At 56.8% G+C, this 15,466-nt stretch carries 17 protein-coding genes; 9 read left to right on the top strand and 8 right to left on the bottom strand.

Annotation, left to right across the window (positions count from 1 at the left end; all coding sequences use genetic code 11):
• Positions 1-34 precede the first annotated feature (34 nt).
• Positions 35-1,222: a cystathionine beta-lyase gene (gene metC, locus ABLV12_RS07195; protein WP_348866946.1), complete on the bottom strand. Its 1,188-nt coding sequence runs from the start codon at positions 1,220-1,222 to the stop codon at positions 35-37.
• A 251-nt stretch (positions 1,223-1,473) separates the two neighbouring features.
• Here metC and exbB point away from each other — a divergent pair, with 251 nt between their 5' ends.
• The 5 genes from exbB (at position 1,474) to ABLV12_RS07170 (ending at position 4,652) form a co-directional block, all read left to right on the top strand.
• On the top strand, positions 1,474-2,205 hold the full coding sequence (gene exbB / locus ABLV12_RS07190; protein ID WP_004105812.1) for a tol-pal system-associated acyl-CoA thioesterase: 732 nt from the start codon (positions 1,474-1,476) through the stop codon (positions 2,203-2,205).
• A gap of 6 nt (positions 2,206-2,211) precedes the next feature.
• On the top strand, positions 2,212-2,637 hold the full coding sequence (gene exbD, locus ABLV12_RS07185; protein WP_335270412.1) for a TonB system transport protein ExbD: 426 nt from the start codon (positions 2,212-2,214) through the stop codon (positions 2,635-2,637).
• 145 nt (positions 2,638-2,782) lie between these two features.
• The gene (locus tag ABLV12_RS07180) at positions 2,783-3,277 is read left to right on the top strand and encodes a TIGR00645 family protein (protein WP_004105804.1); all 495 of its coding nucleotides are present in this window, start codon (positions 2,783-2,785) and stop codon (positions 3,275-3,277) included.
• A gap of 121 nt (positions 3,278-3,398) precedes the next feature.
• Positions 3,399-4,286 (top strand): YghX family hydrolase, encoded by an 888-nt coding sequence (gene yghX / locus ABLV12_RS07175; protein WP_023330039.1) that lies wholly within the window; start codon positions 3,399-3,401, stop codon positions 4,284-4,286.
• Positions 4,287-4,364: 78 nt separating this feature from the next.
• Entirely contained in the window at positions 4,365-4,652 is a 288-nt protein-coding gene (locus ABLV12_RS07170) for a DUF2623 family protein (protein ID WP_004105801.1), read from the top strand.
• A gap of 35 nt (positions 4,653-4,687) precedes the next feature.
• Here ABLV12_RS07170 and yghU read toward each other — a convergent pair whose 3' ends face one another.
• Entirely contained in the window at positions 4,688-5,554 is an 867-nt protein-coding gene (yghU, locus tag ABLV12_RS07165; RefSeq protein ID WP_004105799.1) for a glutathione-dependent disulfide-bond oxidoreductase, read from the bottom strand.
• 60 nt (positions 5,555-5,614) lie between these two features.
• Entirely contained in the window at positions 5,615-6,175 is a 561-nt protein-coding gene (locus ABLV12_RS07160; protein WP_004115608.1) for a thioredoxin domain-containing protein, read from the bottom strand.
• Between ABLV12_RS07160 and ABLV12_RS07155 the strand changes: the two genes are divergently transcribed.
• From ABLV12_RS07155 to ABLV12_RS07145, 3 genes are all read left to right on the top strand, one after another.
• Entirely contained in the window at positions 6,175-6,306 is a 132-nt protein-coding gene (locus ABLV12_RS07155) for a hypothetical protein (RefSeq protein ID WP_306344562.1), read from the top strand. The genes ABLV12_RS07160 and ABLV12_RS07155 overlap by 1 nt on opposite strands.
• A 76-nt stretch (positions 6,307-6,382) precedes the next feature.
• The gene (gene gss / locus ABLV12_RS07150) at positions 6,383-8,254 is read left to right on the top strand and encodes a bifunctional glutathionylspermidine amidase/synthase (RefSeq protein WP_004105796.1); all 1,872 of its coding nucleotides are present in this window, start codon (positions 6,383-6,385) and stop codon (positions 8,252-8,254) included.
• Between the two features lie 266 nt (positions 8,255-8,520).
• Complete coding sequence (locus ABLV12_RS07145; protein ID WP_064397091.1) at positions 8,521-9,702, top strand: PLP-dependent aminotransferase family protein; 1,182 nt, start codon at positions 8,521-8,523, stop codon at positions 9,700-9,702.
• Between the two features lie 329 nt (positions 9,703-10,031).
• On the opposite strand, the gene ABLV12_RS07140 is transcribed toward ABLV12_RS07145, so the two are convergent.
• From ABLV12_RS07140 to ABLV12_RS07130, 3 genes are all read right to left on the bottom strand, one after another.
• The gene (locus tag ABLV12_RS07140) at positions 10,032-10,220 is read right to left on the bottom strand and encodes a hypothetical protein (RefSeq protein WP_004105789.1); all 189 of its coding nucleotides are present in this window, start codon (positions 10,218-10,220) and stop codon (positions 10,032-10,034) included.
• Positions 10,221-10,400: 180 nt separating this feature from the next.
• Positions 10,401-10,739, bottom strand: a complete 339-nt coding sequence (locus ABLV12_RS07135; protein ID WP_004105787.1) for a hypothetical protein — start codon at positions 10,737-10,739, stop codon at positions 10,401-10,403.
• A gap of 106 nt (positions 10,740-10,845) precedes the next feature.
• A complete protein-coding gene (locus tag ABLV12_RS07130) occupies positions 10,846-11,448 on the bottom strand; it encodes a short chain dehydrogenase (protein ID WP_348866945.1) in 603 nt (200 codons plus the stop codon).
• Between the two features lie 98 nt (positions 11,449-11,546).
• On the opposite strand from ABLV12_RS07130, the gene ABLV12_RS07125 reads away from it, so the two are divergent.
• Positions 11,547-12,446 (top strand): LysR family transcriptional regulator, encoded by a 900-nt coding sequence (locus ABLV12_RS07125; protein ID WP_348866944.1) that lies wholly within the window; start codon positions 11,547-11,549, stop codon positions 12,444-12,446.
• Between the two features lie 79 nt (positions 12,447-12,525).
• Here ABLV12_RS07125 and ABLV12_RS07120 read toward each other — a convergent pair whose 3' ends face one another.
• Positions 12,526-13,671, bottom strand: a complete 1,146-nt coding sequence (locus tag ABLV12_RS07120) for a PLP-dependent aspartate aminotransferase family protein (protein ID WP_049112486.1) — start codon at positions 13,669-13,671, stop codon at positions 12,526-12,528.
• Positions 13,672-13,681: 10 nt separating this feature from the next.
• Positions 13,682-15,052 carry a cystathionine beta-synthase gene (locus tag ABLV12_RS07115; protein WP_064397229.1) on the bottom strand — a complete coding sequence of 457 codons (1,371 nt, stop codon included), beginning with the start codon at positions 15,050-15,052 and terminating at the stop codon, positions 13,682-13,684.
• Between the last annotated feature and the right edge of the window lie 414 nt (positions 15,053-15,466).

The following is a 15,466-nucleotide window of genomic DNA, read 5'->3' as shown; positions in this document are numbered from 1 at the left end:
AAAACGTCCGCTATTGTTGCCACTGACTGTCACTTTACACGATACGCGCGAAGCCCGCCGCTAAATCATCCAGCAGATCGGTAACATTTTCTAACCCGATATGTACCCGAATTAGCGTGCCGCTGAAGTCAACTTCAGCATCAGGACGGATTGCGGCAATGTGTTCCGGCTGATTGGCTAAAATCAGCGATTCAAAGCCGCCCCAGGAGTAGGCCATGCTGAACAAGCTGAAGTGGTCGAGGTAGGCGGACAGCTCGGCATCGCTCAGGCGTTTGTTCAGCACGAAAGAGAACAGACCGCTGCTACCGGTGAAGTCCCGCTTCCAGTACTCATGGCCTTTGCTGCCGGGCAGGGCGGGATGATTCACGCGCGCTACCTGTGGATGCTGTGCCAGCCATTCGGCAATCTGCAGGCTACTCTCATGATGCTGACGCAGGCGGACGGCCAGGGTGCGCAGGCCGCGGCTGGTCATGTAGGCGGTATCGGCATCCACCATTTGCCCCATCAGGTAGGCATTTTCCCGCAGCTGCGCCCAACAGTGCTCATTGGACACCGCAGTGCCGACCATCGCATCGGAATGGCCGATCAGGTACTTGGTTCCGGCCTGAATAGAGATATCGATACCAAACTCCAGCGCTTTGAACAGTACTCCCGCCGCCCAGGTGTTATCGATCATAATGATGGCTTGCGGAGCGACGCTGCGCACCGCCGCGACGATCGCCGGGACATCATGAACTTCCATGGTGATGGAGCCGGGCGATTCGAGGAATACCACTCGGGTATTCGGCTGTACCAGACGGGCAATATCGCCGCCGATAAGCGGGTCGAACCAGCCGGTGGTTACGCCGAGTTTGGCGAGGATTTTAGTGCAGAAATCCTGGGTCGGCTCGTAGGCGGTATTGGTCACCAGAATATGGTCGCCCTGCTCGACGAACGCCAGGATAGTATTTGCGACCGCCGCTGCGCCGCAGGGGAAGAGGGCGCAGCCGGCGCCGCCTTCCAGTTCGCACATCGCTTCCTGCAGGGAGAAGTGGGTTAGCGTCCCGCGACGACCGTAGAACAGTTCGCCTTTGGCGCGGTTGCGGGTGGCGTGCTTTTTCGCTTCGACGGTGTCGAAAACCAGCGATGACGCGCGCTGAATCACGCTGTTGACCGAGCCCTGAGTATATTTTTTGCTGCGCCCGGCATGAACCAGCGCAGTATCAAGATGTTTATCAGCCATGTTCAGATAACCTGTTTTTATACGTCTGGACGTCTAAACTATCATGAATGCCCGTTGATGTACCGGGTCACGGCGGATACAGGTAAAAATTTTACTAACCGCGGGGTCAGCAACTTTTTTACTGCGTAAGCGCAAGGAAAATAAACGTGATTTGCTGCACAGTGTAAATACTAATGAGAACCACTATCAATTCGATGTCGTTTTGATATTATTGTGCGCAGATTTTGTGATTTACGTCCTGGAGATACAGTGTGGGTAATAATTTGATGCAGGCGGATCTCTCCGTTTGGGGTATGTATCATCATGCCGATATTGTCGTTAAGGTAGTGATGATCGGCCTGATTCTGGCGTCGGTCGTTACATGGGCTATCTTTTTCGGCAAAGGCGCAGAAATCCTGGCCAGCAAGCGCCGCCTCAAGCGCGAACAGCAGCTGGTTGCTGAAGCACGCTCTCTCGACCAGGCCAGCGATATCGCTAACGGTTTCGATGCGAAAAGCTTGACCTCGCAGCTGATCAACGAAGCGCAAAATGAGCTTGAGCTTTCTGCGGGTTCTGAAGATAACGAAGGCATTAAAGAGCGTACCGGTTTCCGACTGGAGCGTCGCGTCGCGGCGGTAGGTCGTTACATGGGACGCGGCAACGGTTATCTGGCGACCATCGGCGCGATTTCCCCGTTCGTCGGCCTGTTTGGTACCGTCTGGGGCATCATGAACAGCTTTATCGGGATTGCCCAGACCCAGACCACTAACCTGGCGGTTGTTGCTCCGGGCATCGCGGAAGCGCTGCTGGCCACAGCAATCGGCCTGTTCGCTGCGATTCCGGCGGTCGTCATCTATAACATTTTCGCCCGAATGATTGCCAGCTACAAAGCGTCCCTTGGCGATGTCGCCGCCCAGGTTCTGCTGCTGCAAAGCCGCGATCTGGACCTGAGCGCCAGCGGCGTTAAGCCGGTACGTACCGCCCAGAAATTACGCGTAGGTTGATGCTCTATGGCGATGCATTTTAACGAAAACCTCGATGATAACGGCGAAATGCACGACATCAACGTGACGCCGTTTATCGACGTCATGCTGGTGCTGCTGATCATCTTTATGGTGGCGGCGCCGCTGGCGACCGTTGACGTGAAGGTCAATCTGCCTGCGTCCTCCAGCCAGCCGCAGCCGCGTCCGGACAAACCGATCTATCTGTCGGTGAAGGCGGACAAAACCATGTTCCTCGGCAATGACCCCATTACTGACGAGAACATGATTGCGTCTCTGGATGCGCTGACCGAAGGTAAGAAAGACACCACGGTCTTCTTCCGTGCGGATAAAACCGTGGACTACGAGACGATGATGAAAGTTATGGATACCCTGCATCAGGCGGGTTATCTGAAGATTGGTCTGGTGGGCGAAGAAACCGTCAAAGCGAAGTAATCCCCCCTTTCCACGCATCTCCTCAGGCTGGCCTTGCGCCAGCTTTTTTTATCTCCTTGAATCGCCCTCTTGTTGGACGCCTGTTGCTATAACGTTACCCTGTTGCGATATAATGGCGGCCGTTTATGTTAACTGACAGGATCTTATGGAACGCTTTCTGGAAAATGCTATGTACGCCTCGCGCTGGCTGCTGGCGCCGGTTTATTTTGGCCTCTCGCTCGGTCTGATTGCGCTGACCATCAAATTTTTTCAGGAGATCTTCCACATACTGCCGCATATTTTTAGCGTCAGTGAGTCGGATATGATTCTGACCCTGCTGTCGCTGGTGGATATGACCCTGGTGGGCGGTTTGCTGGTGATGGTGATGTTCTCCGGGTATGAAAATTTTGTCTCGCAGCTGGATATTAACGAGGGTAAAGAAAAACTCAGCTGGCTGGGAAAAATGGACGCGACGTCGCTGAAAAATAAGGTTGCCGCCTCCATCGTGGCGATCTCCTCCATTCACCTGCTGCGGGTGTTTATGGATGCGAAAAACGTCCCGGACAATAAGCTGATGTGGTACGTCATCATCCACCTGACCTTTGTGCTCTCGGCCTTTGTTATGGGCTACCTCGATCGTCTGACCAAAGTGAAACACTGATCCCTTCTCTCCCGGCGGCGTTAGCCGCTGGGCTTTTTTCTCCCCGTTTCTGCTTTTCTGCGCTGGCGTATGTCCGGGCTTCTGCTTTGCTTAAAGGGCGCTTAACAACGGAGGCAGGGTGATGACGCGATTAACGGCCAAAGATTTCCCGCAGCAGCTGCTCGAGTATTATGACTACTATGCCCACGGCAAAATCAGCAAACGCGAGTTTCTCCAGCTGGCGGGGAAATATACCGTCGGCGGGATGACCGCGCTGGCGCTGTTTAATCTGCTGAAGCCCGACTATGCCCTGGCAGAGCAGGTACCGTTCACCGACCCGGATATCCGCCCGGAGTATATTCATTATCCCTCTCCTGATGGCCACAGCGAAGTGCGGGCTTACCTGGTGACGCCGACGAAAATAGCCGACAAAGCGCCCGCCGTGGTGGTGGTTCATGAGAACCGCGGCCTGAACCCCTATATTGAAGACGTAGCCCGGCGGGTAGCGAAAGCGGGGTATATCGCGCTGGCGCCGGATGGCCTGAGCTCCGTCGGCGGCTATCCGGGGAATGATGATGAAGGCCGCGCGCTACAGCAGAAAGTCGATCCCGTGAAGCTGATGAATGACTTTTTTGCGGCGGTCGAATTTATGGCGAAGCATCCGCAGGCGACGGGGAAGGTCGGTATCACCGGTTTTTGCTACGGCGGCGGCGTCAGCAACGCGGCGGCGGTGGCGATCCCGGAGCTGGCCTGCGCGGTGCCGTTTTACGGTCGCCAGCCGCCGTTGAAGGAGGTCGATAAAATTAAAGCGCCGCTGCTGCTGCATTACGCCGGACTCGATAGCGGCATTAATGAAGGCTGGCCCGCCTATGAACAGGCGCTGAAGGCGCATAATAAAGTCTACGAGGCCTATCTCTATCAGGGCGTGAATCACGGCTTTCATAATGATTCCACGCCGCGCTACGATCGGGCTGCGGCTGACCTGGCCTGGCAACGTACGCTGGCGTGGTTTGAAAAGTATTTACGCTAGCGCAAACGCCATAAATAGCGCTACCGCTCGCTCAAAAAATCGCTATATAATTTATTATATAACGATTGGGAGAGCGCGATGGAAAATCATTTTGGAAAAGGCTTAATGGCGGGGCTACAGGCATCCCATGCTGACACCGCCGCGCATGCGGCGAATTTTTGCACCGACTATAAACGCGGGTTTGTGCTCGGCTACTCGCACCGCATGTTTGAAAAAACCGGCGACCGCCAGCTCAGCGCCTGGGAAGCGGGGATCCTCACTCGTCGCTATGGCCTGGAAAGAGACATGGTGATGGACTTCTTCAAAGAGGGCGGTTCTTCGACCGCGATGCGCTACTTTATGGCGGGCTATCGGCTGGAAAGCTAAAAACCGGAGGCGGGCGCCTCCGGTGGGCCAGAGCGTTACGCCTGGCGCTTATCTTCGGTTTGCGTTTCGAAGTCGCTGGCGGCATGGCGCTCATGAAGCTGCTCATTGAGCGGGCCAGAGGTACGGTTAACCATGCGTCCACGCTGTACGGCGGGGCGATTGCCAACATCCTGCGCCCAACGCAGCACGTTTTTATAGCTTCCGGCATCAAGGAATTCGGCGGCATTATAGACATTCCCCAGCACCACGTTGCCGTACCACGGCCAGATGGCCATATCGGCGATGGTGTACTCTTCTCCCGCCACAAAACGACCGCGGGCAAGCTGCTTGTCCAGCACGTCAAGCTGGCGTTTGGCTTCCATCGTAAAGCGGTCTATCGCGTATTCGATTTTCACCGGCGCATAGCTAAAGAAGTGGCCAAAGCCGCCGCCGAGGAACGGGGCCGCGCCCTGCAGCCAGAACAGCCAGTTGAGGGTTTCAGTGCGGCCTGCCGGATCTTTTGGCAGGAAGAAACCGAACTTTTCCGCCAGATAGAGCAGGATGCTGCCGGATTCAAAAACGCGGGTTGGCGGGGTGGTAGAATGGTCGCGGAGCGCCGGGATTTTTGAGTTTGGATTAACCTCGACAAAGCCGCTGGAGAACTGATCGCCTTCACCGATGCGAATCAGCCAGGCGTCATATTCCGCGCCGCTAACGCCTAACGCCAGCAGCTCTTCCAGCATGATGGTCACCTTCTGGCCGTTGGGCGTCCCCAGCGAATAGAGCTGAAGCGGATGCGCGCCCACCGGCAGCTCCCGCTCGTGCGTTGCGCCGGAGACCGGGCGGTTGATATTGGCGAATGCGCCGCCGTTGTTTTGCTTCCATTCCCACACTTTAGGTGGCTGGTAGTTATTCTCTGACATGCTGATCTGCCTTTTTAGTGAGGTGTTGAAGTCGTGACGTTACCGTGCCGGAGCGCCGGTCTAAGCCAGAATCCGCGCGGCCCATACGCTGACGTCGTCGCCGCTGCCGAGATCCGCCTGCACCAGGCCATTAACCATAAAGGTCGGCGACACGTGGATGCCGTTCTGGCGGGCGTATTTGCTATGCCATTTGATCTCGTTTTGCAGCTCGGGGCGGGCAAACGCTGCGGCCAGCGAGACGCGGCTGTAGCGTTCGAGACGTTCAATAATCTGCTGCGGCGTGGCGTCCATATTCGGCCCGCTACAGTGGTCGGTAAACTCAAACTCTTCGCGGTGGTCGGCGACGGCTTTAAGCACCTTATGCGCCTGCTCGCGGCCGTGCGGGAGAGTTGACGCGGCGAGAATACAGCGGACGATGACGCCGGAAAACAGATGCCACGGTTGAGACTGCAAACGTATTTTGATCGTCACGTTATCTGCGCCAACTTCATCCAGCAGGTCATCAAGCTTATTAAAGGCGCGAACGGAATAGGGGCATGTGGGTTCAAGGAACACCTCAAAGGTGCGTGGCCCATGACCCCAGACCAGCGGTTGGGCGGTCAGATGCGAAGGTGTGCTCATTGTCGGCTCCTGATAATTTTTTTATCTCAAATAACGATATCACTTTTGCCCGGGGGCGCAGGCTTATTTTCCTTAAGGGCACGATTAGCGAATCGAATGAGTGGTATCATCACTTCACCTCTGTCTGGTAAGTGCCTGCGGCAGGATAAGAAGAGGGAGTTTTGTTTCGCCAACTGCCCGGGCTGCATTAATTTGAGGTCAGGCTAAATGAGCAAAGGTTCGACAAGCAGTGACGCCCCGTTTGGTACACTATTAGGCTACGCACCGGGCGGCGTGGCGATTTATTCATCTAATTACAGTAGCTTAAATCCGCAAGATTATCCGGATGACGCCACGTTCCGCAGCTATATCGGTAATGAGTATATGGGGCATAAATGGCAGTGCGTGGAGTTCGCGCGCCGCTTTCTGTTCCTCACCTACGGTTTTGTTTTCACCGATGTCGGCATGGCCTACGAGATTTTCTCCCTGCGTTTTTTACGCGAGGTGGTCAACGACAATATTCTGCCGCTGCAGGCGTTCGCCAACGGCTCTCGTCGTCCGCCGATCGCCGGCTCGCTGCTGATCTGGCAGAAAGGCGGCGAGTTCAAGCACACGGGCCACGTGGCGGTCATTACTCAGCTGGTAGGGAACAAGGTGAGGATCGCCGAACAGAACGTGATTCACTCGCCGCTACCGCAGGGGCAGCAGTGGACCCGCGAGCTGACGCTGGAAGTGAAAAATGGCCTCTACACGATTAAAGACACCTTTGCCGATACCGAAATCCTCGGCTGGATGATCCAAACCGCCGATACCGAACACAGCCTGCCGCAGCCAGTGCTGCCGGGTGAGGCGATGGCGATAAAAGGCGCGCGGTTGCCGAACAAAGGCCAGTTTCGCGGCAACTGGCTCAACGAGAAAGATTCCCTGCAAAAAGCCTATGTCGAAGCCAACGGCCACGTCATCAATAAAGACCCTTACCAGTATTTCACTATTACCGAAAGCGCCGAGCAGGAGCTCATCAAAGCCACCAACGAGCTGCATCTGATGTACCTGCACGCTACCGACAAGGTGATGAAGGACGATAGCCTGCTGGCGCTGTTCGATATTCCGAAAATTCTCTGGCCGCGCCTGCGCCTCTCGTGGCAGCGCCGACGCCATCATATGATTACCGGTCGTATGGATTTCTGTATGGATGAGCGCGGGCTCAAGGTGTATGAGTACAACGCCGACTCCGCGTCCTGTCATACCGAAGGCGGGCTGATCCTCGAACAGTGGCTGAAGCAGGGCTACTGCGGCACCGGCCATAACCCCGCGGAAAACTTGCTCGATGAGCTTGCCGGAGCGTGGAAGCACAGCCGGGCGCGCCCATTCGTGCACATCATGCAGGATAAGGATCTGGAGGAGAACTACCACGCGCAGTTTATCCAGCGTTCGCTGACGCAGGCCGGTTTCGAGAGCAAAATTCTTTACGGCCTTGATGAGCTGCGCTGGGATGCCGCCGGGCAGTTAATTGATGCCGATGGACGCCTGGTCAACTGTGTCTGGAAAACCTGGGCATGGGAGACCGCCATTGAGCAGGTGCGCGAAGTCAGCGCCGACGAGTACGCGGCGGTGCCGATCCGTACCGGGCACCCTGATAATGAAGTGCGTCTGATTGACGTCCTGCTGCGCCCGGAAGTGTTAGTCTTCGAGCCGCTGTGGACGGTTATCCCCGGCAACAAGGCGATTTTGCCGGTGCTTTGGTCGCTGTTCCCTAATCATCGTTATCTCCTGGATACCGATTTTGTGGTCAACGAGCAGCTGGCGGAAAGCGGCTATGCGGTTAAGCCAATCTCAGGCCGCTGCGGCAGCAATATCGATCTGATTGGCCCGCAGGATGAAGTGCTGGATAAAACCAGCGGCCAGTTTTTCGATCGCAAAAATATTTACCAGCAGCTGTGGTGCCTGCCGAAGGTGGATGGCAAATACATCCAGGTTTGCACCTTTACGGTTGGCGGTAACTATGGCGGTACCTGCCTGCGCGGAGACGATTCTCTGGTGGTCAAAAAAGAGAGCGATATTGAGCCGCTAATCGTGCTAAAAGACAACGATAGCCGTTAAATTTTATCCCGGATTACGGCGGTGAGCGCCTTATCCGGGCTGCGGTTCTCGTCACCTGCGGCATTTGTAGCCCGGGCAAGGCGCATCGCGCCGCTCCCGGGGGAAGGCCGCAGGATGCTGAAGAATATCCCGGAGGCGATGCTGCGCATCTGTCCGGGCTACCGAACATACGAACCCGTAGCCCCAGTGAGCATAGTGCGACCGGGGGAGTTATCGGTAAAAAACAGATAAAACATCACAACAACAAGACAGAAAAGGAAAATAGTATGCACGATCGGCGACTCGCCGCCCGCGCGGGTGAACTTAAGCCCTCCGCCGTCCGCGAACTCCTCAAGCACAGTAAACTGCCCGGCGTGATCTCCCTGGGCGGCGGCATTCCGGCTCCGGAGCTTTTTGATACCGAAGGCCTGAACCTGGCGGTGCAGCAGGTGATGAACGGGCGCTTTAACGATGCGTTCCAGTACGGTTTGACCGAAGGTTATCCGCCGCTGCGTCAGGCCGTCAGCGAACTGTGTCACGCGCGCGGCGTGGACTGCCCGGCAAGCCACGTTTATATCACTTCCGGTTCGCAGCAGTCGCTGGATATCGTCGCCCGCACGCTCCTCGATCCGGGCGATGCGATTGTCGTTGAGCGCCCGACCTATCTGGCGGCGCTGCAGGTCTTCCAGCTGGCGCAGGCCAATATTCTCAGCGTGGATACCGATGATGACGGCATGCTGGTGGAACAACTGGCCGATCTGCTGGAAACCACGCGCGTGAAAGCCGTTTACCTGGTGCCGACGTTTGGCAACCCAGGCGGGAAGACCCTCAGCGAAGCGCGCCGTCGTCGCCTGGTTGAGCTGGCGAAAAAGCACGACTTCGTGATCATTGAAGACGATCCGTACGGTGAAATCAGCTTCACCGATGAAGTGCGCCGTCCGCTGTATCAGCACGCGGTTGAACTGGGCTGTGTCGATCAGGTGGTGTATACCTCCACCTTCTCCAAGATCCTCGCGCCGGGGATGCGTATTGGCTGGATCGTGATGCCGGACTGGCTGGCGCAGCAGACGGTGATCGTCAAGCAGGCGGCGGATCTGCACACCAACATGCTATCGCAGGTCATCACTGCGGAATACCTGAGCATGAACCGTCTGGAAAAGCAGATTGCCCTGATCCGCGAAGATTACCGCAAGAAGTGCGTGGCGCTGGCCGACGCGCTGGAATCGCAGCTTGGCGAGCATCTGGAGTTCAGCCGTCCTAAAGGCGGTATGTTCCTGTGGGCTCGCTTCCGCTATCCGTTCGATACCATGGAATGGATGAAGAAAACGCTGGAAAACGGCGTGGTCTACGTGCCTGGGGAAGCGTTCTATAACGACAACCCGGATACCCGCACGCTGCGTCTCTCCTACTCTACGGTATCGGCTGACGGTCTGATGACCGCCGTCGAGCGCCTGGCGAAATCGCTGTAATCGCCTTGCTTCGCGCCGCTGGTCGGCGCGGAGCGCTCTCCGCCCACGTTTCTTCTATTAACGGCCTGAATTCAGGCTAATCTTTGCCTGTCCGGCGAGCGCAATGAGGGGAACTGAAGTTGAATGGCGTGAGCGGTTTTGGCATCGCCCGTCATCGCTGACGACGGGCGAGAGAAACGTAGTGCTGGGGTTCTGGCGGCTTATCGCCAGCCCGGGGTTTAATCCTGGTCGGCAATGCGATCGTCAAGCCAGATCAGCATCAATGAGGAGAGAAAAGCGACAGCGATGGTACCAATAGCTAACAACATAAGAAGCCTCAGGGGTTTTTATTATTTTTCTGCTTTTACCGATGAGCGATTGTTTCTGTCCGTAATGGTCACTTTTGTGGCTGATTGTGAGGTGGCGAGGGTGAAGAAATCGTCAGCATCAATATCGAAATTGAGAACGATTTCTCTGTATTTGCCACAGTTCATTAACTCTTTTGCTTCTTTCATACTACTGGCGGTAATAGTAGGCATCAGTTTCATCTCGTTTAAAAACTGAGAAGCAAAATAAGAGCTAGACGCTACCAGATCAACTACTTTTTCTGGTAAAGGCAACCGCAGTCGTCATGAGGGCTGCGGCTGTCCATCATCTTGTGAAACATCATTTCTGTTTTACCTTTCCTTTCAGCGCTGCGTTTTACGCCGCGCGCCTGTTTAGCGTGAACGCTGTTTTTCGCTCATCAGCTGGCGGCAGCGCTGCTGATCCTGGCCGAGGCTTTTCTGCTCTTCCGGAGTGAGCTGCTGCCAGGTGTCCAGCATCCGCTGGCCCAGCGCGGGAACGTAATGGGCTTTATGCAGCGCATAATCTGAATTGCCGCCTTCAATGATATTTTCCATATCGCGGAGAAATGTCTGGCTATCCTGGTGGTCGATCACGCAGAAAACGGAGCGGTAGTACGCTTCGTCCTCTGCGGAGTAGCGCGGCGTGAACCACCAGATAAGCAGGGCGATAAGCGCGATAAGCGGGATAATAAAAGCGAGTTTCTTCAGCATGAGTGATTCAATAAAGCAAATTGAAGAACCAGTGTAACCGCTGCAGGCACAGGATGTAAGCGCCGTCGCGGGCCGGCAGCCTGACTCCAGCCCGCTGCGGTGTCGGTCAATAGCCGACCCGATAGATCCGCCCGCTCTGAACGCCTTCCACGCTGCGGCGGTAGGCCTGAGCCACGCTGGCGGCAGGGACGCTGGCAAAGCCGGGGAAGAAACCGTCGTAGGCTGCCGCCGATTCCGTTAATACAGTGGGGCTAATCAGGTTAATACGGATCCCGCGCGGCAGTTCACAAGCGGCGGCGCGAACAAACCCCTCCAGCCCGGCGTTCACGGTGGTGGCATTGACGCCCTGAGCGATAGGCTCATGCGCCACGATCCCGCTAATCAGCGTAATCGAGCCGCCATCGTTAAGATAATGCTGGCCGGTCAGCGCCAGGCGAATCTGCCCCAGGAGCTTATCCTGTAAGCCCTGGTTGAAATCGCGATCGGTCATGGTCGCCAGCGGGCCAAAGAACAGATTACCGGTGGCGGAAACAATCGCGTCTACCTGACCGATTTTCTCAAACAGGTTCTCTACGCTTTGCTGTGAGGTGATATCCACCTGATAGTCGCCCTGAGTGCGGCCGACGTGAATAACCTCATGACGCTGACTTAACTCTTGCGCAACCGCGCGGCCAACGGTACCGCTGGCGCCAATAACGATGATTTTCATAGCAGATTCCTCTCTCGGATGAGAGGCTATTCTTTAATAAAACAAATATCGGATAAACTGGCTAAAAGTTAAATGATTACTAACCAGGAGTTTGTAATATGGATAAGCTGCGGGCGATGGAGACCTTTATTGCGGTGGTGGAGTGCGGAAGCTTTACCGAAGCCGCATCGCGCCTCGATATGTCGGCGGTGATGGTCGGGAGATATATCGCGCTGATCGAACGGCAGCTTAATACCCGTCTTCTTGAGCGCAATACCCGCCGCCAGAGCCTCACCGACGCCGGGCGGGTCTATTTTGACGAGGCGAAACGCGTCCTTGAACAGGTTTCAATCGCCGAGAGCGCGGTGGAGAGGCTGCGGATCGCGCCCGCGGGGACGCTGCGGGTAAGCGCGCCAACGTCGTTTGGCGCCTGCGTCATTGCTCCGCTGGCCGCCACTTTTCTCCGGGCCTGGCCCGACGTGCGCGTGGAGCTGGATCTGACTAACCGGATGGTCGATCTGGTGGATGAAGGTATCGATTTGGCGATCCGCATCGGCGAGATCCGCAATAACGATCTGGTAGCAAAGTATCTCGCGCCCTACCGGATGACGATCTGCGCCGCGCCCGGGTATTTAGCCCGCTACGGTACCCCGATGACGCCTGCGGACCTGGCCGATCACCTCTGTTTGTCGCATACGGTGTGGACCGCGCGCAATGAGTGGAAGCTGCCGGGCGCCGAGGAGGGCGTCCGCTGGAAGCGCGATGCCGTCCTGCGCTGCAATGATGGCTATGCCCTGCGAACGGCGGCGATCGCCGGAGCTGGACTGCTGCTGCAGCCGGAAGTGCTGCTGGCGGATGCGCTCGAGTGCGGCAAACTCGTGCGCGTGCTGGAGGCGTATACCCCGCAGCCGAGGCCGGTTCATTTACTCTGGCGGCAGGATCTGCGGCCGCTGCCGAAGCTGACGCGGTTTGTTGAGCATCTTTTGCAGGGGCAGCGCCACAACGGGCAGAGTGCTTAAGTCTCTGCCGGGCGGCGGGCCTGATGTGATGGGGGGCTTGTCGGCCCGGCAAAGCGTTAGCCGCCGCCGGGCAATCTGCTTAGTCGCGCAGCGCGTGGCGCCAGTCGGCGATCAGATCCTGCGGATCTTCAATGCCTACCGACAGACGAATCAGCTGAGGAGTAATGCCGTTGGCTAACCGCTGCTCCAGCGGGATCGACGCGTGGGTCATGCTAAACGGCTGGCTCACCAGGCTTTCCACGCCGCCGAGGCTCTCCGCGAGGGTAAACAGCTTCAGCTTACGGATGATCCGTTCGGCGTAGCCATCATCGCCTTTGACCACCACGGAGATCATCCCGCCGGGAAGCGCCATTTGCCTGCGCGCCAGCTGATGATGCGGATGCGAAGCCAGCCACGGGAACCAGACTCTTTCGACCTGCGGCTGCTGCTCCAGCCACTCGGCAAGCAGCAGCGCATTGCTGCTGTGGCGCTCCATACGCAGCGCCAGGGTACGAATACCGCGCAGCGTCAGGAAACTGCTGAACGGATCGAGCACGCCGCCAACCGCGTTTTGTAGATAGCCCAGCTTTTCCGCCAGCGCGGCGTTGTCGCCGACCACCGCCAGCCCGGCGACCACATCGGAGTGGCCGTTAAGATACTTGGTCGCCGAATGCACCACGATATCAAAGCCCAGCTCCAGCGGACGATGGATGGCCGGCGAGGCGAAGGTGTTGTCGGTAACGCTGATAATATTGTGCCGCCGCGCAATGGCGGCGATGGCGCTGAGGTCGGCCAGCTTAAGCAGCGGGTTGGTCGGCGTTTCAACCCAGATCATGCGCGTATCGGGCCGAATAGCTGCTTCGATGGCCGCCAGATCGTCGGGCTTCACCCAGCTTACCCGCAGGCCGGCGCTGCGGCGGCGAACGTTTTCAATCAGCCGGTATGTGCCGCCGTAGACATCGTCGACGGCGACCAGGTGACTGTCTTTATCCAGCAGTTCCAGCACGGTTGAGATGGCCGCCAGACCGGAAGCAAAGGCGTAACCGCGCGTGCCGCTTTCCAGGTCGGCAATCGCCGTCTCCAGCGCGTGACGGGTCGGGTTGCCGCTGCGCGAATATTCGTACCCGGTATGCTGGCCCGGCGCGGGCTGAGCAAAGGTGGAGGTGGCATAAATAGGCGGCATCACCGCGCCGTGTTCATCGGTAAATGCGCCGCTATGTACGCTCAGGGTATGCAAATTTGTCATTGAGAAGTCCTTACTGTTCGAGTCGGTTACGCCAGGTGGTCAGCACATCGCTGCGGGTAATGAGGCCAAGAAAACGATCGTTGTCGGCGATAACGGCCACCAGGCCGCGATCGAAAATGGCCTTCAGCGCGCTTTCCGGCGCGTGCTTATCCAGGGTCTCCACGTTACGCGTCATTGCTTCCCTGACCGGCAGAGAAAAGCGCTGACTGTCGCCCTGGACGTGGCTAATCAGATCCCATTCGTCGACAATGCCGACGACCCGGCCGTTTTCCAGCACCGGCAGCTGCGAGATGTCGTAGAGGCGCATACGCGCGAGGATGGCCGCCAGGGTATCGTCCGGCGCGGCGGTGACGGTTGCCCCTTCGTCGTGGCGCAGAGCGATAAAATCGCTGAGATCGCCGCGCGATGGACGGCTTAAAAAGCCCTGCTGGCGCATCCAGTCATCGTTAAACATCTTTGATAAATATTTATTGCCGCTGTCGCAGGCGAAGGTCACCACGCGTTTCGGGGTTGTCTGCGCCCGGCAGTAGCGCAGGGCAGCGGTGAGCAGCGTTCCGGTAGAGGAGCCCGCGAGAATGCCCTCAACCTGCAGCAGCTGGCGGGCGGTGGCGAAAGCTTCGCTATCGGTGACGCGGTATGCGCTGCGGACGCCTTCAAGATGGGCCAGCGGCGGAATAAAGTCTTCGCCGATCCCTTCCACCAGCCACGAGCCGGTTTCGCCGTAGCGTCCGGTTTCGACCTGGTCCGCCAGAATGGAGCCCGCCGGGTCGGCGAGGATAAATTCCGTTTTCGGGGAGTGCTCAGCAAACCAGGCCTGTAGCCCTCCGAGCGTTCCGCCGGAGCCGACGCCGACGACAATCGCGTCGATATCGCCTTCCAGCTGCTGGAAGATCTCCGGGGCGGTGGTGGTGGCATGCGCCAGCGGGTTAGCTTCGTTATTAAACTGGTCGATATAAAAGGCGCCAGGCGTTTCGTCGGCAAGACGCCGGGCGTAGTCCTGATAGTAGGCGGGATGGCCTTTGTTAACGTCCGAGCGGGTAAGCTGCACCTGCGCTCCCAGCGCGCGCAGGTGGAAAATCTTCTCACGGCTCATTTTGTCCGGCACCACCAGGATCAGGCGATAATTTTTCTGCGCGGCGATCAGCGCCAGCCCGAGGCCTGTATTGCCGGCGGTGGCTTCGATAATCGTGCCGCCGGGTTTTAATTTTCCTTCGCGCTCTGCCTGGGCAATCATGGATAGCGCGACGCGGTCTTTTATCGAACCGCCGGGATTTTGATTTTCCAGTTTTAGAAACAGGCCGCAGGGGCCGGTATCCAGCTTATGAAGCTGCAGCAGGGGAGTATGACCAATCAGGTCGCTAACGGAATGAAAAACTGACATAACATTTTGCCCATTCGTATCGAGATGATTTGAATGGTAGGGCTGCAAAATTGGCATTTTAAAGAACTTTTGTCTGCCGCTAAGAGCAAAAAGGAATATAAGATGCTTTTTAGCCGTCCGGAGGGAAAGGTTGTTAGCCGCCTGGGCGTGTTGATTTCCAGAATAGCGCGCTTTTGCCCGGTTTTTCACCGAATTATCCGTTTTTACGCGCTGCTTTATCTCTATTTCAGAAATAGATTGCCGAAAATATTCGATGGATCTCTGGGGTTAGTTTAGGTGTTGGTGAAACTATCAATGCCGCGTATACCGGCAAAGTAGCCAACGATCTAAATTCAGGTGCAGGAAATTAAAGCTAATAAAGTCGGCCTGCTCGCTTCAATAAATCGTCTATATCAGGAACCTCTTTCCGGAAAT

The organism is Klebsiella sp. CN_Kp100 (genome assembly GCF_040065315.1).
GTDB classification, from domain to species: Bacteria; Pseudomonadota; Gammaproteobacteria; order Enterobacterales; family Enterobacteriaceae; genus Klebsiella; species Klebsiella oxytoca.
This window is presented reverse-complemented; position numbering and strand designations above follow the sequence as displayed.